Annotated in this window: 16 protein-coding genes; 9 read left to right on the top strand and 7 right to left on the bottom strand. The window is 70.0% G+C overall.

Annotated elements, in window-relative coordinates; all coding sequences use genetic code 11:
- Nucleotides 1-19: 19 nt before the first annotated feature.
- Complete coding sequence (locus tag ABZX37_RS31055) at nucleotides 20-1,750, top strand: Xaa-Pro dipeptidyl-peptidase (RefSeq protein WP_354745525.1); 1,731 nt, start codon at nucleotides 20-22, stop codon at nucleotides 1,748-1,750.
- Here ABZX37_RS31055 and ABZX37_RS31050 read toward each other — a convergent pair.
- Complete coding sequence (locus ABZX37_RS31050) at nucleotides 1,726-2,367, bottom strand: response regulator transcription factor (protein WP_354745523.1); 642 nt, start codon at nucleotides 2,365-2,367, stop codon at nucleotides 1,726-1,728. The two genes, ABZX37_RS31055 and ABZX37_RS31050, sit on opposite strands and share 25 nt — an antisense overlap.
- A complete protein-coding gene (locus tag ABZX37_RS31045; protein ID WP_354745521.1) occupies nucleotides 2,364-3,500 on the bottom strand; it encodes a histidine kinase in 1,137 nt (378 codons plus the stop codon). The genes ABZX37_RS31050 and ABZX37_RS31045 overlap by 4 nt, the downstream gene beginning before the upstream one ends.
- A 90-nt stretch (nucleotides 3,501-3,590) precedes the next feature.
- Between ABZX37_RS31045 and ABZX37_RS31040 the strand changes: the two genes are divergently transcribed.
- Entirely contained in the window at nucleotides 3,591-4,442 is an 852-nt protein-coding gene (locus tag ABZX37_RS31040) for a M23 family metallopeptidase (protein WP_354745519.1), read from the top strand.
- 203 nt (nucleotides 4,443-4,645) lie between these two features.
- Nucleotides 4,646-5,740: a DUF4192 domain-containing protein gene (locus tag ABZX37_RS31035; protein WP_354745517.1), complete on the top strand. Its 1,095-nt coding sequence runs from the start codon at nucleotides 4,646-4,648 to the stop codon at nucleotides 5,738-5,740.
- Nucleotides 5,741-6,248: 508 nt separating this feature from the next.
- Here ABZX37_RS31035 and galE read toward each other — a convergent pair.
- From galE to ABZX37_RS31020, 3 genes are all read right to left on the bottom strand, one after another.
- Nucleotides 6,249-7,229, bottom strand: coding sequence for a UDP-glucose 4-epimerase GalE (galE, locus tag ABZX37_RS31030; protein ID WP_354745515.1), 981 nt, complete (start codon nucleotides 7,227-7,229; stop codon nucleotides 6,249-6,251).
- Between the two features lie 90 nt (nucleotides 7,230-7,319).
- A complete protein-coding gene (gene galK, locus ABZX37_RS31025) occupies nucleotides 7,320-8,504 on the bottom strand; it encodes a galactokinase (protein ID WP_354745513.1) in 1,185 nt (394 codons plus the stop codon).
- Nucleotides 8,501-9,223, bottom strand: a complete 723-nt coding sequence (locus tag ABZX37_RS31020) for a metal-dependent transcriptional regulator (RefSeq protein ID WP_354745511.1) — start codon at nucleotides 9,221-9,223, stop codon at nucleotides 8,501-8,503. Before ABZX37_RS31020 ends, galK begins: the two co-directional genes overlap by 4 nt.
- A gap of 109 nt (nucleotides 9,224-9,332) precedes the next feature.
- Here ABZX37_RS31020 and ABZX37_RS31015 point away from each other — a divergent pair, with 109 nt between their 5' ends.
- From ABZX37_RS31015 to ABZX37_RS31000, 4 genes are all read left to right on the top strand, one after another.
- Nucleotides 9,333-10,172 (top strand): sulfurtransferase, encoded by an 840-nt coding sequence (locus ABZX37_RS31015; RefSeq protein ID WP_354745509.1) that lies wholly within the window; start codon nucleotides 9,333-9,335, stop codon nucleotides 10,170-10,172.
- A 72-nt stretch (nucleotides 10,173-10,244) separates the two neighbouring features.
- Nucleotides 10,245-11,051, top strand: a complete 807-nt coding sequence (locus ABZX37_RS31010; RefSeq protein ID WP_354745507.1) for a DJ-1/PfpI family protein — start codon at nucleotides 10,245-10,247, stop codon at nucleotides 11,049-11,051.
- A gap of 116 nt (nucleotides 11,052-11,167) precedes the next feature.
- On the top strand, nucleotides 11,168-12,340 hold the full coding sequence (locus ABZX37_RS31005; protein ID WP_354745506.1) for an acetoin utilization protein AcuC: 1,173 nt from the start codon (nucleotides 11,168-11,170) through the stop codon (nucleotides 12,338-12,340).
- A gap of 2 nt (nucleotides 12,341-12,342) precedes the next feature.
- Entirely contained in the window at nucleotides 12,343-15,252 is a 2,910-nt protein-coding gene (locus ABZX37_RS31000) for a GNAT family N-acetyltransferase (protein WP_354745505.1), read from the top strand.
- Here ABZX37_RS31000 and ABZX37_RS30995 read toward each other — a convergent pair.
- Nucleotides 15,236-16,264: an acyl-CoA dehydrogenase family protein gene (locus tag ABZX37_RS30995; RefSeq protein WP_354745504.1), complete on the bottom strand. Its 1,029-nt coding sequence runs from the start codon at nucleotides 16,262-16,264 to the stop codon at nucleotides 15,236-15,238. The two genes, ABZX37_RS31000 and ABZX37_RS30995, sit on opposite strands and share 17 nt — an antisense overlap.
- Nucleotides 16,265-16,275: 11 nt before the next feature.
- Nucleotides 16,276-17,439, bottom strand: coding sequence for an acyl-CoA dehydrogenase family protein (locus ABZX37_RS30990; RefSeq protein WP_354745502.1), 1,164 nt, complete (start codon nucleotides 17,437-17,439; stop codon nucleotides 16,276-16,278).
- 103 nt (nucleotides 17,440-17,542) lie between these two features.
- Here ABZX37_RS30990 and ABZX37_RS30985 point away from each other — a divergent pair, with 103 nt between their 5' ends.
- Both ABZX37_RS30985 and ABZX37_RS30980 read left to right on the top strand, forming a co-directional pair.
- Nucleotides 17,543-17,728 carry a ferredoxin gene (locus tag ABZX37_RS30985; RefSeq protein ID WP_116202111.1) on the top strand — a complete coding sequence of 62 codons (186 nt, stop codon included), beginning with the start codon at nucleotides 17,543-17,545 and terminating at the stop codon, nucleotides 17,726-17,728.
- 124 nt (nucleotides 17,729-17,852) lie between these two features.
- The gene (locus tag ABZX37_RS30980; RefSeq protein ID WP_354745500.1) at nucleotides 17,853-18,734 is read left to right on the top strand and encodes a 3-oxoacyl-ACP reductase; all 882 of its coding nucleotides are present in this window, start codon (nucleotides 17,853-17,855) and stop codon (nucleotides 18,732-18,734) included.
- Nucleotides 18,735-18,745: the final 11 nt, after the last annotated feature.

The following is an 18,745-nucleotide window of genomic DNA, read 5'->3' as shown; positions in this document are numbered from 1 at the left end:
CGCTGTTGTCTTCGTCGCAGTGGCCACGTTATCCGTACCCGCGGTCGCTGAAGCCGCTTCGCCGCCAGCGCCGGTTTTCACCGACGGTCAAGCGCAGGCGGTCTTCGATCCGGCTGACGTCATCCGCGAAGACGTCTGGGTCACCGCGCCCGTCGACAGCGACCACGACGGCAAGCCTGACCTCGTACACGCGCAAGTAGTGCGTCCGCGCGCCACGGAGCAGGGCATGAAGGTGCCTGTCGTGTACGAAGCGAGCCCGTACTTCGCAGGCGGCAACGACGTGCCGAACCACGACGTCGACACCGAGCTGTACGTGCCGGGTCCGCACGTCGCGGCACCGATCGGCTGGAGCTACCAGAACTACTTCACCGCGCGCGGATTCGCGGTCGTGTACGGCGAATCCCTCGGCACCGGGCTGTCCACCGGCTGTCCGACGACCGGCGACGTGAACGAGACGATCGGCGCGCGCTCGGTGGTCGACTGGCTGAACGGCCGCGCTGAGGCGCACGACAAGGCTGGCGCGCCCGTCGCGGCGACCTGGAGCACGGGGAAGACCGGAATGATGGGCGTGTCGTACAACGGCACGCTGCCCAACGCCGTGGCCAGTACCGGTGTCGAAGGGCTCGAGACGATCGTGCCGATCGCCGCCATTTCGAGCTGGTACGGCTACTACCGCAACGCCGGCGCGGTCGTCGCTCCCGGCGGTTATCAGGGCGAGGACACGGACGTGCTCGCCGGCTACGTCTACTCGCGCGCTGACCAGCAGGTCTGCCGTCCGGTGCTCGACGGCCTCACCGCCGACCAGGACCGGCTGACCGGGGACTACAGCCAGTTCTGGGACGTGCGGAACTACCGCGACGACGTCGGCAAGGTGCACGCGTCGGTGCTGGCGGTGCACGGGCTGAACGACTGGAACGTGAAGACCGAGCAGGTCGCGACCTGGTACGAAGCGCTGAAGAAGCACGGCGTCGAGCACAAGATCTGGCTGCACCAGTCCGGCCACGCGGACCCGATTTCGCTGCGCCGCGACGTCTGGCTCACGACGCTGAACAAGTGGATGTCGCATTACCTGTACGGCGTCGACAACGGCATCGAGCGCGAGCCGAAGGCGACGATCCAGCGCGAGGACAAGTCGTGGGTCGACGAGGCCGAGTGGCCCGCGCCAGGCACTTCGGACGTTGAGTTGCACCCGTGGCCGGGCGGACGTTCGACCGGGGCACTCGACCGGCAGCCGGTGCCCGGCCGTCCGACCGTCGAAACGCTGGCCGACGACGCGAGCAAGAAGATCGAGCAGCTCGCCGACGCGGCGTCGTCCGGGAACCGCTTGCGCTACCGCACTTCCGCGACCGCGGAACCGGTGCGGCTGTCCGGAACCGCGAAGGCGGAGCTGCGGCTGTCGTTCGACCGCCCCGCCGCGAACGTCACCGCGGCGCTGCTCGACCGTGCGCCGGACGGCACTTCCCACGTGATCAGCCGGGGCTGGACGGATCCGCAGAACCGCGTCAGCCCGTCGATCACGTCGCCGATCACGCCCGGACAGCGGTACCGCATCGAGGTTTCGCTGATGCCGAAGGACTACATCGTGCCCGCCGGGCATCGGCTGGAGTTCGTGCTGGCGTCCAGCGACCACGACTTCACGCTGCGGCCGGAGCCGGGCACCGGGCTGTCGCTGGACCTGACCGGGACGACGGTGACGCTGCCGATCGTCGGCGGGAAGCAGGCGTTCTACTCGGCGATTCCGGCGCGGTAAGCGAAGGCGACGGCCTGCGCGCGATCGCGCAGGCCTGCCTTGGAGAACAGGTGATTGACGTGCGTCTTCACCGTCGCCTCGCTGACCACGAGGGTGCGCGCGATCTCCGTGTTCGACAGGCCGGCCGCGATCAGCCGCAGCACCTCGACTTCGCGCGCGGTAAGGCCTTCCAGCTCCTTCGTGCGCACGGGGGAGCGGCTTGTCGCGGCCGCTACCAGCCGTTGCTGGAGCGCTCCGTCCACAGTGGACTGGCCAGCGGCCGCTGAGCGGAGTGCGCGGACGATCGCGTCGGCATCGGCGTCCTTGGTAAGGAACCCGCGTGCACCTGCTTTGAGCGCGGCGAGCAGGGAATCGTCGTCGGCGTACGTGGTGAGGACGACTACCTCGGTCTTCGGATGCTGCGCGCGGACCATTTCGGTCGTCTCGACGCCGTCGCGGTTCGGCATGCGCAGGTCAACGAGAAGTACGTCGGGCTGGTGTTCCGCGACAAGTTCGAGAGCCTGTACGCCGTCTGCTGCCGCACCTACGACCTCGACGCCCGGCAGCAGGCCGAGCAGCGTTACGAGCCCTTCGCGCACTACTGCCTGGTCGTCGGCCAGCACCACGCGAGGCGTCACGCCGGCACTGTCAGCTGAATCCGCCATCCGTCCTCCCCAGGGCCGCATTCGAGCTTCCCGTTCAACAGCGCGACCCGCTCGCCCATGCCACGCAAACCGTATCCCGGCGACGGCGACTCCGGCGGGCGGCGGCCTTGGTGGTCGATGATCGTTAAGTCGACTTCGTCTTTGTTAAAGGCCACCATGACGTCTACGGCGGGACCGCCTGCGTGTTTGCGCGAGTTGGCGAGGGCTTCCTGTATGGCGCGTACGAGCGTTGTGCCGACAGCTGCGTCTAGCTCGCGTGGTTCGCCTTCGATCACGAGGTCGGCGCGAGAGCCGGTGTCGAGCCTGTACGCGGCTAGAAGGTCTGAGACCGAGCGCTCGACGGGTACGGCGTCTTCGCGCAGTGCGGCGACGGCCTTGCGCGCTTCGGCGAGACCGTCTGTCGCCAGCTTCTGCGCGCGTTCTATCTGCGCGAGAGACTCTTCGCTCGCACCGTCGCGGACCAGCATCAGACGCGCGCCCTGAAGGTTGAGCGCGAGCCCGGCGAGGGAATGCGCGAGGACGTCGTGCAGCTCGCGGGCGATGCGCGCGCGTTCGGCCAGCGCGGCTGCGCGGGCGTGCTCCTCGCTGGCTGTCTGGGCGCGGGCAAGTGCGAGTTCGGTCTGTTCCAGCCGTTCCGCGCGGCCTCGGCGGTTGGCCGCGAGCAGCACCATCACGACGAGGACTGCGAAGAGGGCGACCGCGTTCAGCCAGTCGAGGTCGTGGGCGATCGACCAGATGAGGATCGCCGCCGAAGCCACGGCGAGCGCGACAGCCGCCGCGATCCGGCTGCTCACGCGCAGGGTGTAGAAGGCCGCGCCGAACATCGTCGTCGAGGTCCAGCTGCTCGGCTGAAGGATCCAGAGCGCTCCCGCCGCCGCGACCACGGCGATCATGGTCGCGGGCATCAGCCAGCGCGGTTTCGACTCGCGGGTGAGCCACAGGGCCGGGACGGACAGTACGAGGATCAGCCCGATCAGCGGCCACGTCCACGGCCGCGCGTTCGGGATCGCGAACAGGGTCGGCACCGCGAGCACGCCCCAGCGCACCCAGTCGGCGCCCTCGAACCGCCGCCGGGCGTTGGCGAGCGAGGCCGCCGGTGTGCCCATGGGTCCTCCCCGTCGTCTTGTACGGAAAATGTACTGGCTCGGGCTTGGCTGGAGGTGCTCGGACATTTCCCCCACCAGGAGGTACGCCCCATGTCCAGATTGAGACGGTTCGCGGCGGTCGCGGCCGCGGTGGCCTTGCCCGCGTGCGGCCTGACGCTCGCCGCCCAGTCGACGGCGTCCGCGGCCCCCAACTTCCAGGTGCCGTTCAAGTGCGGCGTCACGGTCACCGCGGCGACCTTCAGCGGCCACAACCCGGCCAACTCGGTCGACTTCCAGAAGTCCGGCATCACCGGCATGCCGGTGCTCGCGGCCGCGCCCGGGACGGTCACGCGCGTCGCGAACGAGGGCAGCACCAGCTACGGCCGCTGGATCGAACTGGACCACGGCGGCGGCTGGCGGACCCGCTACGCGCACCTGTCCGAGCAGGAAGTCTCGGTGGGCCAGAGCGTCGGGCAGGGCAAGGAGATCGGCAAGGCGGGCGCGACCGGCGGAGTGACCGGGCCGCACCTGCACTTCGAAGAGAACTTGAACGGCGTGACGCAGAAGGCTGTGCTGAACGGCGTCGCGGTGCCGTACTACGGCAAGAAGGACTTCACGAGCAAGAACGGCTGCGGCGGCAACCCGTACTCGGCGACGCAGGTGTGCGGGTCGGGCTTCTCGGTGATCGACCAGCAGGCGCTGGGGACGGCGGGCACCGCGTACCTGCTGTACAACTCGTCCTCCAAAGAGAACTGCGTGACGACCCTGAAGGCGGTTTCGCTGGGGACCGCCAGCGCGGCTTCGGCGTTCCTGGAAGTGCAGGGCTCGACCAGGGCGACGGATTCGGGGAACTTCACCTACTACGCCGGCCCGGTGAAGAAGAACGCCGGTTCGACGTGCGTCAAGTGGGGCGGTTCGGTCGGCTCTTCGTCGTACGAAAGCCCGTTCGAACACTGCGGCTGAGTTTGTCTTGACCGATGCTGCCGGAGCCGTTCGCTGGCTCCGGCAGCATTTGTCTATTGTGGACAGTGGTGGTCGATGCACAGGCCACCGACAATTTCCGCCGGTTGTCCCCACCGGTGACCCGGTTGTCCACAACTGCCCGCCGACTCCACAGATTTGCCGTGTTCGTCCCGATTCGCGCATTCCCGGCGCACAGTGGAGGCGTGACCACCTCGACGCCGCCCGGCATCTCCCGGGCCACCCTCCGCAATCCGGCCGACCTCATCGCTTCCCTCCCGTACCTGCTGGGCTTCCGTCCCGCTGATTCCCTTGTGCTGCTGGGCCATCGCGTCCCCGGCACCACGATCGGCCTGATGCTGCGCGCCGACCTTCCGCCGCGAGAACTCCAGGCAGAGCAAGCGGATGCGCTGATCCCGCGCTTCGCCGATCGCGAGCACAACGGTGTCACCGTCGTTCTTGTCGGCGGCTCGCCTGACGAAAACGGTCCACCGCACAGGGAATTCTTAGCCGAGCTGCGGCGGGTCTTGGCCCGGCATAAGCTCCGCCTGTTCCACGCACTGTGGGCCGCCGAGATCGAACCCGGTGCGCCATGGTCGTGCTATCTGGATCCGGACTGCAGCGGCGTTGTGCCCGATCCGCAGGAAACCGTCATCGCCGCCGCGACCACGGAGGCGGGTTTCGTCGTCTTCCGCAGCCGTGAAGAGCTGGCCGCGGTGCTGGAACCGCGTTCCCCGGAGGCGATCACTCGTCGCGCCGACTTGCTCGTGTCCTGCCCGGAACCGTTGTACAGCCCCGGAATGTCGCAGGGCGATGTCTTGGACGCTGCGGTAACCGAACTCCGCGACGCGTTCCTTCGGCAGCGACGAGGCGCGGGTCCACCTGATGACGACCAGGCCGTCCGGCTGGCTCATGCACTGATGTTCACCCCGATCCGCGACGCGTGCATGGCCCTTGCGGTCCCGCCGCATACTGCGCTTACTCGGGAGGCTGAGGAGGTGTGGCTGACGCTCGTCCGGGAATTGCCGCCGCCGCATCGTGCCGAGGCTGCGCTCTATCTCGGCTACACCGCTTTGATGCGCGGGGAAGGCGCGTTGGCCGGGATGGCTTTGGCGAACGCGGTCGAGGCCGATCCTGACCACATGGTGGCGCAGTTGCTGCAGACCGCCTGGAACATCGGCATGGACCCGGCGAAGCTGACCGGCCTCGCGGACTTCAGCACGGCGGCGGATCTCGGGTTGCCGCCGCCGTCGGAGCCGGAGAGCGCTGCCGAGCCGGGGCCGCCGAGGGGGATGAGATGACCGTGGCCTGATCGCACGTCGGGAGTGCCGCCGAGTCCGAGCCGCCGAGGAGGACGAGATGACCGTGACCCTGACTGCACGTCGGAGGGCGGAGGGCGGAGACGGGCCCCTGTCGAACCGGTTCGCTGCCTCGGTGGTGGGAGGGGCTCCCTGGCGAAGCCTCGCACAGCGCCGGAAAGGCTTTGCCCGAGCCGGATTTGCCTTGGTTCCTCGCCGTGGCGTTCGATCGCATCGGCCTGTTGCGCCAACACGCCGTCGTGCACGGTGTGAGGCGGGGGTCGGCACCTCGCCATCCCGGCGCGGACGTGCTTGAGCTGATTCCTTCCGTGGTCCCGAGCCCGCGTCGCACCCGTGAGTCCTAAGTGGACTGTCGACTCCTCGCCCAGTGCGTCTGGGAGGTGTGCGCAGAAACGATTGCGGGGCGAGGATTCGCCAGAATCCCCGCCCCGAAACACCACACCCGGACCAGGCGCCGCCCGCAGTCCGGCGCCGCGGTCCGGAATCGCCGTCAGGAAAGACGCGACTGGGTGAACTGCCAAGCGTCCGACACGATCCCGTCGAGGTCGGTCAGCTTGGGCGTCCAGCCGAGTTCGCCGTTGGCCTTGTCGCTCGACGCCACCAGCACCGACGGGTCGCCCGCGCGGCGCGGGGCCACGACGGCGGGGATCGCGTGCCCGGTGACCCGGCGGCAGGCTTCCACGACCTCCAGCACCGAGAAGCCGGTGCCGCTGCCGAGGTTGTAGATGCGGTGCTCGCCGGCGGCGGCGTGGCGCAGGGCGAGGAAGTGGGCGTCGGCGAGGTCGACCACGTGGATGTAGTCGCGGACGGCCGTTTTGTCGGGCGTCGGGTAGTCGTCGCCGTAGATGGAGATGTGTTCGCGGTCGCCGGTCGCGACCTGGAGAACGAGAGGGATGAGATGGGTTTCGGTGGTGTGCCGTTCGCCGAACGCGCCGTACGCGCCGGCCACATTGAAGTACCGCAGGCTGACCGCGGCCAGGCCGTGGGCGCGGGCGAAGCTGGTGATCGCGTGGTCGATGGCGAGCTTCGACGCGCCATACGTATTGGTCGGCTGGGTCGGGGCCGTTTCCGGGATCGGCGACACGTCGGGCTCGCCGTAGGTCGCCGCGGTGGAGGAGAACACGAGGCGCGGCGTGCCGTGCTTCTTCATCGCCTCCAGCAGCCGCAGCGAGGTCACCACGTTGCCTTCCCAGTACTTCGCCGGGTCGGCCATCGACTCGCCCACCAGCGACTTCGCGGCGAAGTGCAGCACGCCGTCGAAACCTTCGCCGAGAATGTCCGCGGCGACCTCGGCGGCGTCGCCCTCGACGAAGCGCGCCTGCGGGTGCACCGCGTCCGCGTGCCCGGTCGACAGGTCGTCCACCACGGTGACCTGGTGACCCGCTTCGATGAGGCGGGCGGCGCACACGCTGCCCACGTACCCCGCGCCGCCCGTCACGATGAGCTTCAGGGGGCTTTGCTGGTCCGTCACGTCAAGGCCTTTCTGCTGAGGGGTGGCGACTCTGCGGCACAGTCTCCCCTCAGAGCGACGTGCCGGACCCTCCGGGGGTTGCTCCGGAAATCAGGCCTCGTCGCGGCCCGCGCCGCGCGACGGCACCGCCGTGAACATCCGCGGGCGGCGGAACCCGGCCTGCTCGCAGGCGGTTTCGACCGCGGTGCGCACTCCGTCCAGATCCTCGTCGCGGACCAGCGCGATCGCCGAGCCGCCGAACCCGCCGCCGGTCATCCGCGCGCCCAGTGCGCCGGCCGACCGGGCCGAGTCGACCGCGAGGTCGAGTTCGGGCGTCGAGATGCGGTAGTCGTCGCGCATGCTCACGTGCGAAGCGTCGAGGTACGGCCCGATCTCGGCGAGCTTCTTCTCGCGCAGCAACGCGACCACGTCGAGCACCCGCTGGTTCTCGGTGACCACGTGGCGCACCAGCGGAACCAGATCCGCGGGCAGGTGCGCGAGAGCTTCGTCGAGGCCGTCGGGCGTGACGTCGCGCAGCGCCTTCACGCCGAGCAGTTCCGCCGCGCGCTCGGTGCCGCGCCGCCGCGCGCCGTAGCCGCCGTCGGTGTGGGAATGCTTGGTGCGGGTGTCCATGATCAGCACCCGGAGCCCGGCCTCGCCGAGCGGGAACGGCACCTGCTCCATCTCGCCCGAGCGGACGTCGAGGAACAGCACCCGCGAGTCTTCGCAGCACAGCGACGCCGTCTGGTCGAGCAGCCCGGTGGGCGCGCCGACGAAGTCGTTTTCCGACCGCTGCACCCAGCGCGCGATCTCCGGGCGCGCGGGAGTGCTCGCTCCGCCGTCTTCGAGTTCCACCCCGGCCACGCCCAGCAAAGCCAGCGACACCGCGCATTCCAGCGCGTGAGAGGAGGAAAGCCCGGCCCCGGACGGGACGTCGCCGGCGATGACCAGGTCGGCTCCGCCCGCGAAACCCTGGTCGCGCAGCACCCACGCCACCCCGGCGGGATACGCGGCCCAGCCCGGGACCGAACCCGGTTCGAGCGCGGCGATGTCGTGCGGCCCGGAGTGCTGCAGCTGCCCGTCGTCGCCGAGGGTGGCGACCTGGAGCTTGCCGTCCCGGCGCGGGGACGCGGCCGCGGCGAGCCGGTGCGGGAGCGCGAAGGGCAGCACGAAACCGTCGTTGTAGTCGGTGTGCTCGCCGATCAGGTTCACCCGGCCCGGCGCGGACCACACGCCTGCCGGGGCCCGCCCGTGGACCTCCCGGAACGCGCGTGCCGCGTCGGTCGCCGGGGTCACTTGGCGAGCGCCAGCACGGCGTGCAGCGCCGCGGTGGACACCTGCGCCGTGGTTTCGGTGCCCTTGACCTCGACGGTCGCACTGCCGCCGGAGGCCTTGCCGACCGTGACGAACCCGCCGGGCACGATCCCGACCGTGCGCAGCTCGGTGAGCAGCGACTCGTCGAGCTGCACGTGCTCGGCGATGCGGCGGATCTCCACCTCGCCGCCGCCGGTGCGGGCGAACTCGTCGAGACGCACCAGGCCGTCCTCGGCGCGCGGCGCGGGATCGCCGTCGCCGAGCTTGTCGAGCCCGGGGATCGGGTTGCCGTAGGGCGACGTGGTCGGGTGGTCGAGCAGCTTCACCAGCTTGCGCTCGACGGCCTCGCTCATCACGTGCTCCCAGCGGCACGCCTCGTTGTGCACGTGCTCCCACTCGAGGCCGATCACGTCGACGAGGAGGCGTTCGGCGAGCCGGTGCTTGCGCATGACCGCGACGGCGAGGTCGTGGCCGTGGTCGGTGAGCTGCAGATGCCGGTCGTCGGCGACGACGACCAGCCCGTCGCGCTCCATCCTGGCCACGGTCTGGCTCACGGTGGGCCCGCTCTGCTGCAGCCGCTCCGCGATCCGGGCCCGCAGCGGGACGACCCCTTCCTCTTCGAGCTCGTAGATGGTACGCAGGTACATCTCGGTGGTGTCGATGAGATCGTTCACGCTGTCCCCTTCGTCCGCGTAGCTCATCGTAGTCGTTGGCCCCGACAGCGACGGCCCGCCTCGGCGTAACGGCGCGGCCCCGCCGAAAAGTCCTGCCCTGATGCGCGAACCGCGTCCGGACCTGCAGGATGGGGCCATGCGACCGTTGATCTCGCCCGCTGAGCTCGCCGCGTTCCCCGATCGCGAGCGTCCCGTCGTGCTGGACGTCCGCTGGCGGCTCGGCGGACCGCCCGGCGCGGAGTCCTACCAGGAGGGACACGTGCCCGGGGCGGTGTTCGCCGACCTCGACACGGCGCTGGCCTCGCCGCCCGGAGACGGCGGCCGCCACCCGCTGCCCGACCCGGCCGTGCTGCAGTGTGAGCTGCGCGAAGCGGGCGTTCGGGACGGGCGTCCGGTGGTCGTGTACGACGACGCCGACGGTTCGGTCGCCGCGCGGGCCTGGTGGCTGCTGCGCTGGGCCGGCCATCCGGAGGTCGCGGTGCTCGACGGCGGTTACACAGCGTGGCTGGCCGAGGGGCGGGAAGTGACGGCCGAGGCGCCGTCGCCGGAGCCGGGCGACATCGAGGTCCGGCCGGGCGGCATGCCGGTGCTGTCGGCGGACGACGCGGCGGCCCTCGCGCGCGAGGGCGTGCTGTTCGACGCACGGGCGCACGTCCGCTACACCGGCGAGACCGAGCCGGTCGACCCGCGAGCCGGGCACATCCCGGGCGCGGTCAGCGCGCCGTCGTCTGAGCACGCGGGCGCGGACGGGCGCTGGAAGTCGCCGTCCGAGCTTGCCGAGCGGTTCGCGGCGCTGGGTTTGGCCGACGGGGTTCCGGTCGGCGCTTACTGCGGTTCGGGTGTGACTGCGTCGTCGGTGGTGCTCGCGCTGGAGGTGGCGGGACGGACTGAGCCCGCGGCGCTGTATGCGGGGTCGTGGTCGCACTGGTCGCGCGATCCGGAACGCCCAGCGGCCACCGGTCCCGAACGCGGCTGAATTCGCCGGAACTTTCGGTGCCGCGGGCCGACTTCTCGTCCGGAAGGCTTTTCCAGGCGAGAGGCGGCGTTCATGGAGCGAAGGACATTCCTGCGCGGGTCGGCGGCGGCCGGGGCGGCGATGGCGGCGACGTCCGCGGCGGCGGTGCCGGCTGCAGCTGCGGCGACGTCCGGGGCTGCGGCAGGGACCGGGGCGGCATCGACCGGAGCTGTAGCGGTCGGAGCTGTAGCGGCCGGGTCGGCGGCGACCGAGGCCGCGGCCGGGCGGCGGCCGTTGCGGGTGCAGGTCGTGTTGTTCGACGGTGTCGAGGAGCAGGACTTCGCCGGTCCGTACGAGGTGTTCTCCGCAGCGGGCATGCAAGCGAAGCGCGGCACGGACGTTTCGTACGTGCGCGTGGACGGGCCGGGCGTCGTGCGCGCGTCGTACGGGACGAAGGTGGAGGTCGAGCGCGGCTGGTCCCCGCAGGACGCTGACCTCATCGTCGTGCCGGGCGGCGGTTACGGGAAGCGGGAAGGGCCGGGCATCTGGGCGGAGATCGACCGCCGGGTGCTGCCGGACGCGCTCGCCGCCGCGCCGCGCAAGGGGCTGACTCTGGCGTCGCTCTGCACGGGCACGCTTCTGCTCGGCGCGGCCGGACTGGTGCGCGGACGTCCGTGCACGACGCACCACGGCGCGGTCGAGACGCTTGTCCAGCAGGGTGGCGTGGTCAAGAAAGCCCGCGTGGTCGACGACGGCGACGTGGTCACCTCGGGCGGCATCACGAGCGGGCTGGACCTGGCGCTGTGGCTGGTCAAAAGGGAACTCGGCGCCGACGCGGCGGCCGGGCTGGAGGAGATGCTGGAGTACGAAGCGCGCGGCGTCGTCTGGACGCGCGGATGAGTTTCGCCTCGCCGCGGAACCCGGCTGGGGGAGTGGCGGCTGGAGCGGCACGTGGCTGAGTTTCGTCCCGCCGCGGAACCCGGCTCGGGACGCGGCGGGGAAGTACAGTGCGGGGCATGTCGTCGCCTGCAGTCGTCTGGGATCCGTCGCTGCTGAAGTACGACCTGGGCGGGCAGCATCCGTTCAACCCCGTCCGGCTCGACCTCACCGTGCGGCTCGCCACTGAGCTGGGCGTGCTCGACGGGGTCGAACTGCTCGTGCCCACCGCGGCCGGCGACGAGGAACTGCTGCGCGTGCACGCGCCCGAGTACTTGGCCGCCGTGCGGGAAGCTCCGGACGTCAGCTGGGACGTCGGGCACGGGCTCGGGACCGACGACAACCCCGTGTTCCCCGGAATGCACGACGCGACCGCGCTGGTCGTGGGCTCGACGCTGCTCGCCGCCCGCAAGATCGCCGACGGCGAGGTGCGTCGGGCGGTCAACATCGCGGGCGGGCTGCACCACGCGATGCGCGATCACGCGTCCGGTTTCTGCGTCTACAACGACTGCGCGATCGCCATCTCGTGGCTGCTCGACCACGGCTTCGACCGCATCGCGTACGTGGACACCGACGTGCACCACGGCGACGGCGTCCAGACCGCGTTTTACGACGATCCGCGCGTCCTCACCGTCTCGATGCACCAGCACCCGTTCACGCTCTGGCCCGGCACCGGCTACTCCGCCGAGGTCGGCAGGGGCAAGGCATCCGGCACGGCGGTGAACATCCCGCTGCCGCCGCACACCCGGGACCCGGGATGGCTGCGGGCGTTCGACGCGGTGGTTCCCGCTGTGCTGCAAGAGTTCCAGCCGCAGCTGCTCGTCACGCAGTGCGGGGTCGACTCGCACGAGGAGGACCCGATGGCGGACATGTCCCTGTCGGTCGACGGCCACCGCACCATCTACTCCACCTTGCGCGACCTGGCCGAACGCTACGCGAACGGCCGCTGGCTGGCTGTCGGCGGCGGGGGATACCAGCTGATCCGCGTGGTGCCGCGCTCGTGGACGCACCTGATGGCGACCGTGCTGGACCGCGACGTCCCGCCGGAAACGCCGCTGCCGCCCGGCTGGGTCTCGACGGTCCAGCGCGCCGCCCCGGCGGCCGATCTCCCCGCCGCGATGACCGACGGCAAGGACACCGCCTTCACACCGTGGGGCGACGACGCGGACGACCCGGTGGACATCGCGATCCGCGACACCCGCCGCGCGATCTTCCCGCTGCACGGCCTCGACCCGGACGATCCGAGGGACTGACCATGCCCGACCAGCCTCGCCATCCTGGCGAAAACTCCGGCACTCCCGACCCCGGCGGCCCTGCTCCCGGTGCCCGCGCGACGGGCGAGTCCGGCGGGTTTTCCGCTCCGCACCCGGCCGCGGATGGGCGCGCGGCGTCGGAACAGCCGGATTCCGCGGGGAATTCCGCTGCGCATGGCCCAACAGCTGGCGAAGCCGCCACCGCGAATCCTGCGGCAGAACACCCCGCCCCCAGCGGGAAGCGCGATCCCTACGACTACCCCCGCGATTGGGAAGCCGACGTCGTCCTCTCCGACGGCGGCACTGTCCACTTGCGACCCGTCGTGCCCAGTGACGCCGACGGGCTCGTCGCGTTGCACGGCAGGCTTTCCGAGCGCACCCGGTACTTCCGGTACTTCGGCGCCTACCCCCGCATCCCGCCGCGGGATCTTGAGCGGTTCTCCACGGTGGACCACCACGACCGGGTCGCGTTCGTCGCTTTGCTCGGCGACGACGTGGTCGCGGTGGGGCGCTACGAGCGGCTCGATCAGGGGCCTTCGGCGGAGGTCGCGTTCGTCGTCGACGACAAGCATCAGGGGCGCGGGCTCGGGTCGATTCTGCTGGAGCACCTCGCGGCGGCGGCGTCGGAGAGCGGGCTGCGGCGGTTCGTCGCCGAGGTGCTGAGCGAGAACGCGGCGATGGTGCGCGTGTTCCGCGACGCGGGCTACCAGGTCAGCCGCGCGATCGAGGAAGGCGTGCTGCATCTCGAGTTCGACATCGACCCCACGGAGGAATCGCTCGCGGTCGCGCGGTCGCGGGAGCAAGCCGCGGAGGCGCGGAGTGTGCACAATCTGCTCCATCCCGACACGGTGGCGGTGATCGGGGCGTCGGCGGATCCCACCAAGGTCGGGCATGTCGCGTTCGCCAACATGCTCGCGGCCGATTTCGCGGGGGCCGTTTATCCGGTCAATCCGGAGCATCGGTCGGTTCGCGGGGTGCGGGCGTATCCGTCGGTGCTGGACATTCCGGATCCCGTGGATCTCGCGTTGGTGGCGGTGCCCGCGGAGGCCGTCGAATCGGTGCTGGACGCTTGTTTGGCCAAGGGCGTCAAGACGCTGGTGATCGTCTCCGGCGGGTTCGCCGAGTCCGGGCCGCTCGGGTTGCACGCGGAGTTGCGGCTGGTCGGCGAGGCGCGGGCGCACGGGATGCGCGTGGTCGGGCCGAACGCGCTGGGCGTGCTGAATACCGCGAAGGACGTTCGGCTCAATGCCACGCTCGCGCCGCGGTTGCCGAAGCGTGGGCGGACGGGGTTCTTCTGCCAGTCGGGGGCGCTCGGGACGGCGATTCTTGCCGACGCGGGGTCGCGCGGGCTCGGGTTGTCGACGTTCGTGTCGGCGGGCAACCGGGCGGATGTGTCCGGCAATGATTTGCTGCAGTATTGGGAAACCGATCCCGACACCGACCTGGTGTTGCTGTATCTGGAGTCGTTCGGCAACCCGCGCAAGTTCGCGCGGCTCGCGCGCAGGTTGGCGCGGTCGAAGCCGATCGTGGCGGTGAAATCCGGGCGGCATGCGGTGCGGCCGCAGCTCGCGGCGACGTCGGCGGAGGTCGACGAGGCCAGTGTGCAGGCGTTGTTCGAGCAGGCCGGAGTTGTGCGGGTCGAGTCGCTGGCGCAGTTGTTCGACACGGCGCTCGTGTTCGCGCATCAGCCGTTGCCGGCGGGGCCGCGGATCGGGATTGTCGGGAACTCCAGTGCGATCGGGTTGCTGGCGGCCGATACCGCTCGTGCGGAAGGGCTGCGGCTAGCGTTCGATCCGGTCGACATCGGGCCGCAAGCGGGGCCGGACGAGTTCGCTACGGCGGTGCGCGAGGCGTTGGATTCGCCGGAGACGGACGCGTTGATAGCGGTTTTCGCGCCGCCGGTGGCGATTCCTGGGGCTGCGTACGCGCGGGCGTTGCGCGAAGCGGTGTCGGAGATGAAGCAGTCGAAGCCGATCGTCTCGACGTTCCTTGCCGCGGAAGGCGTACCGGACGAGTTGGCGGTGCTTTCCGACGACAGAGTGCCGACGCGTGGGTCGATTCCGTCGTATTCGAGTCCGGAGCGCGCGGTGAACGCGTTGGCGCGCGTGGTGCGGTACGCGGCGTGGCGGCAGCGGCCGCAGGGGACGTTGGTGCGGCCTGGCGGCCTGCATGTCGAGCAGGCGCAGGAGATCGTGCGCGAGCTGTTGCCGGAGGACGGCAGTTCGACGCTGTTGTCCGACGACGACGTGGTGCGGTTGCTCAGCTGTTACGGCGTGGATGTGGTGCCGTTCCGAGTGGCGTCCAGCGAAAGCAACGCAGTGGCCGCGGCGGCTGAGCTTGGGTACCCCGTCACGTTGAAGGCCGTCGACGAGCGGTTGCGGGGGCGACCGGACTTCGCTGGCGTACGGCTTGACCTGATGTCCGAAGACTCCGTACGCGGTGCGTACCGGGATCTGTGCGCTGTGTCGGGCGACGAAGACGTGTACGTGCAACAGATGGCGCCGAAGGGGCTGTCGTGTGCGATCGGGCTGCAGGACGACCCGTCGTTCGGCACGCTCGTGTCGTTCGGGCTGTCCGGGTTGGTCAGCACGCTGCTCGGCGACCGCGCGTACCGAGCGGTGCCGTTGACGGACGTCGACGCGGCGACGCTCATTCGTGAGCCGCGTACGTCGCCGTTGCTGACGGGGTATCGCGGTGACGAGCCTGCGGACCTCGCGGCGTTGCAGGACATGGTGTTGCGCGTCGCGGCGCTCGCGGAGGACAACCCCGAGGTGCGGTCGTTGGCGTTGGATCCGATCCTCGCGTCGCCGGACGGGGCGTTCGTCGCCAACGCGCGGCTGGTGGTGGGCGCACCGCCGACGCGGCCGGATACCGGACCGCGTCGGCTGCGGCACATCACGCCGTTGGACTGACCACCAGCTCGCCGAGGCCCAACAGCTGTTCGGTCGCGCCACCGCTGGTGAACTCCAGGCGCTTCGCGGCGGCGAAGTAACGGTGGATGGGGTGCTCGACATCGATGCCGACGCCGCCGTGCAAATGCACAGCGGTGTGCGCGACGCGGTGTCCGGCCTCTGCGGCCCAGAACTTCGCAGTGGCCACGTCAGCGGCAGCGGGCAGGCCTTCGGAAAGTTTCCAAGCCGCCTGCCACAGCGTCAGCCGTACGGCTTCGACGTCGATGTACGCGTCGGCGAGACGGTGCCGGACGGCTTGGAAGCTGCCCAGCACCTTGTCGAACTGTTTGCGCTCGCGTGTGTACTCGGCGGTCAGTTCCAGCGCGCGTTCCAAGACGCCCAACTGTTGCGCGCAAGCGCCGAGAGCGCCGCGAAGACGCAACTGTTCGCCGACGTCGCCGAGAGCGACGCCAGGGGTGTCGGACAGCGTCACCAAAGCAGCGTCGGCATGGTCCGTGGTGGACTGCGCTTCGATAGAGACACCAGCAGCGTCCTTCTCGACGATGTACACGCCGTCGTTGGCTTCGACGAGTAAGGCATCCGCGAAGGCTGCGAAGGGGACGGCGGTCTGCGTACCGGTGAGGCGTCCGTCTGAAGCGACGAACGAACCGCCCAGCGCGACCGCGAGTACGGCTTTACCGCGCGAAACCGGCAGCAGCCATCGCTCGGCCAGCAACGGATCGGTGAGCACCGAGCCAGCCTGGACGACCGACGACAGATAGGGGACCGGAGCGACCGCGCGGCCGATCTCGATCAGGACAGAGCACTGTTCCAGCAAGCCGAAACCGCCGCCGCCGACCGTCGAGGGCAGGGCCGCGTCGAGGACGCCGGAACGGGCCAGGACCGTCCACAGTGGAGCGTCGAAACCGCCGGAGCCGTGCGGGCCCAGCGATTCCGCGGTGACCTGATCGGCGAGAATGCGCCTGGTCAAAGCGGAAAGGTCGGTTTGTGCTTCGGTGAGGGAGAAGTCCACCGGGAGAACTCCTAACGCGTCACGGGCTGGCCGAGGGCGGTGGCGGCGACGATGTCGCGCTGCACCTCGTTGGTGCCGCCGCCGAAAGTGAGGATCAACGCCGAACGGTGCAGCCGTTCCAGCCGTCCCGCGAGCACCGCGCCGGGGGAGCCGTCGCGCACCACGGCGGCCGCGCCGACCACCTCCATCAGCAGCCGGTACGCCTCGATCGCCATCTCGGTGCCGTACACCTTGGTCGCCGACGCCTCGGCCGGGCCGAGTTCGCTGGCCGCGGCGGCCCAGGCGATCTTCCAGTTCCGAAGCTTCAGGTACTCGGCACAGGCGTGCACGCGCGCGAGGTGCGTCCGGACCCATTCGCGGTCGGTCAGCGACTCCGCGCGGGCCCATTCGACGACGTCGGCCAGCGCTTTCCGCACCGGCGCGGCGGAGGTCAGCGCGACGCGTTCGTGGTTGAGCTGGTTGGTGATCAGCGGCCAGCCCGCGTTCTCCTCGGCGACCCGCGACGTGACCGGCACGCGGATGTCGTCGTAGTAGGTCGCGCTGGTGCCGGGCCCGGCGACGGTGTGCACCTTCGTCCAGGAAAAGCCCGGCGCGGAGGTCGGCACGATCAGGATCGACAGGCCCTTGTGCTTGCGCGCCTCCGGATCGGTGCGCGCGGCGAGCCACACGTAGTCGGCGTACTCGATCAGGCTGGTCCACATTTTCTGCCCGTTGACCACGTACTCGTCGCCGTCGCGGGTAGCCCGCGTGCGCAGCGAGGCGAGGTCTGTGCCCGCGCCCGGTTCGGAGTAGCCGATCGCGAAATGCAGCTCGCCCGCAGCGATCTTCGGCAGGTAGAACGCCTTCTGGTCCGGCGTGCCGAACCGCATGATCGTCGGGCCGACCGTGTTCACCGTCAGGAACGGCACCGGCACCCCGGCGATCGCCGCCTCGTCGGTGAAGACCAGCTGGTCGAGCATGCTCCGGTCCTGGCCGCCGTACTCGCGCGGCCAGCCCAGCGCGAGCCAGCCGTCCTTGCCGAGCTGCCGGACGATTTCCTTGTACGCCAACCCGTCGCCGTACTCGCCGCCCGGCGCCGCGAGACTTTCCCGCCGCGCGGGCGTCATCAGCTCAGCGAAGTATTCCCGCAGCTCAGCGGCCAGTGCCTGCTGCTCGCTCGTATAGTCGATCCGCACCCGTCACCTCCACCCCGCCGGTCTCGTTGTGGTGTCGTACCGGGCCCCGGCGGTAAGCTAGAACCTGTTCTAGTTGTACCAGGATCGGCGAGCGGGAGGAAGCATGGAGGTCAGTGTCGACCGGACGCTGTGCGAGGCCAACGCGGTGTGCGTGGGGTTCGCGCCGGAGGTCTTCGATCTCGACGACGACGAGAACCTGGTGATCGGGCCGGTTCCGGAGGATGAAGTAGAACGTGTTTCGCAAGCGGTGACGAACTGCCCGAAGAACGCCCTGTTCACGACCGGTTGATCGGGGCTTGCTCAATACGAGAACAGATTCTAGTCTGTGCTTCGTCAGGCAGGCTTCGACGAGGAGGCTCGCGGGTGAAATCGGCCGCAGGGAACACGTACGACGACCGGGCTGGGGCGATTCGATGACGCTCGAGGGCAAGGTCGCTGTCGTCACCGGAGCCGGAGCGGGGCTCGGCCGGGCCGAAGCGCTCGCGCTGGCCCGCGAAGGCGCGTCCGTCGTGGTCAACGACATCGGCGAGGCGACGGACGTCGTGGCCGAGATCGAGAAGCACGGCGGCAAGGCGCTCGCGGTGGCCGGGGACGTCTCCTCGGCCGAGACCGCGAAGGAACTGCTGTCGGCCGCGGTGGACCACTTCGGCAGCCTCGACATCGTCGTGAACAACGCGGGCGTGCTCCGCGACCGGATGCTGTTCTCGATGTCCGATGAGGACTGGGACAAGGTCATCGCGGTGCATCTGCGCGGGCATTTCCTGCTGTCCCGTAACGCTGCCGCGTACTGGCGCGATCGCTCCAAAATGGAGGGTCAGCCGGTGTACGGCAGGCTGATCAACACCGCGTCCGAGGCTTTCCTGGTCGGTTCGCCGGGCCAGCCCAACTACTCGGCGGCCAAGGCGGGCATCGCGGCGCTCACCATGTCCGCGGCGCGCGGGCTGGCGAAATACGGCGTGCGCGCCAACACGATCTGCCCGCGCGCCCGCACCGCGATGACCGCGGATGTCTTCGGCGAAGCGCCGGCCGACGGGCTCGATCCGTTGTCGGTAGAGCACGTTGCTCCGTTTGTCGCATTCCTTGCCTCGCCGGACGCGGACGCCGTCAACGGCCAGGTTTTCGTCGTCCACGGCGGCATGGTCGCGTTGCTGAAGCCGCCGTCGGTGGAGGAGCGGTTCGACACCGCCAACGGCGCCTGGACCACCGGCGAACTCGCCGCGACCGTCGGCGCGCACTTCGCCGATCGCGACCCGGAGCGGATGTTCGCCGCGACCGATCTGCTTTCGCTGCCCTGAACCCGGAGGAC

The sequence above is a fragment of the Amycolatopsis sp. NPDC004079 genome, from assembly GCF_040610415.1.
In the GTDB taxonomy this organism is placed as follows: domain Bacteria; phylum Actinomycetota; class Actinomycetes; order Mycobacteriales; family Pseudonocardiaceae; genus Amycolatopsis; species Amycolatopsis halotolerans.
This window is presented reverse-complemented; position numbering and strand designations above follow the sequence as displayed.

What these genes read in the sequence shown, in the direction of transcription:
- ABZX37_RS31045 (WP_354745521.1), bottom strand. Translation starts at nt 3,500, where the DNA reads ATGGGCACACCGGCGGCCTCGCTCGCCAACGCCCGGCGGCGGTTCGAG.
- ABZX37_RS31040 (WP_354745519.1), top strand. Translation starts at nt 3,591, where the DNA reads ATGTCCAGATTGAGACGGTTCGCGGCGGTCGCGGCCGCGGTGGCCTTG.
- ABZX37_RS31020 (WP_354745511.1), bottom strand. Translation starts at nt 9,223, where the DNA reads ATGAGCTACGCGGACGAAGGGGACAGCGTGAACGATCTCATCGACACC.
- ABZX37_RS31015 (WP_354745509.1), top strand. Translation starts at nt 9,333, where the DNA reads ATGCGACCGTTGATCTCGCCCGCTGAGCTCGCCGCGTTCCCCGATCGC.
- ABZX37_RS31010 (WP_354745507.1), top strand. Translation starts at nt 10,245, where the DNA reads ATGGAGCGAAGGACATTCCTGCGCGGGTCGGCGGCGGCCGGGGCGGCG.
- ABZX37_RS31005 (WP_354745506.1), top strand. Translation starts at nt 11,168, where the DNA reads ATGTCGTCGCCTGCAGTCGTCTGGGATCCGTCGCTGCTGAAGTACGAC.
- ABZX37_RS31000 (WP_354745505.1), top strand. Translation starts at nt 12,343, where the DNA reads ATGCCCGACCAGCCTCGCCATCCTGGCGAAAACTCCGGCACTCCCGAC.
- ABZX37_RS30985 (WP_116202111.1), top strand. Translation starts at nt 17,543, where the DNA reads ATGGAGGTCAGTGTCGACCGGACGCTGTGCGAGGCCAACGCGGTGTGC.
- ABZX37_RS30980 (WP_354745500.1), top strand. Translation starts at nt 17,853, where the DNA reads ATGACGCTCGAGGGCAAGGTCGCTGTCGTCACCGGAGCCGGAGCGGGG.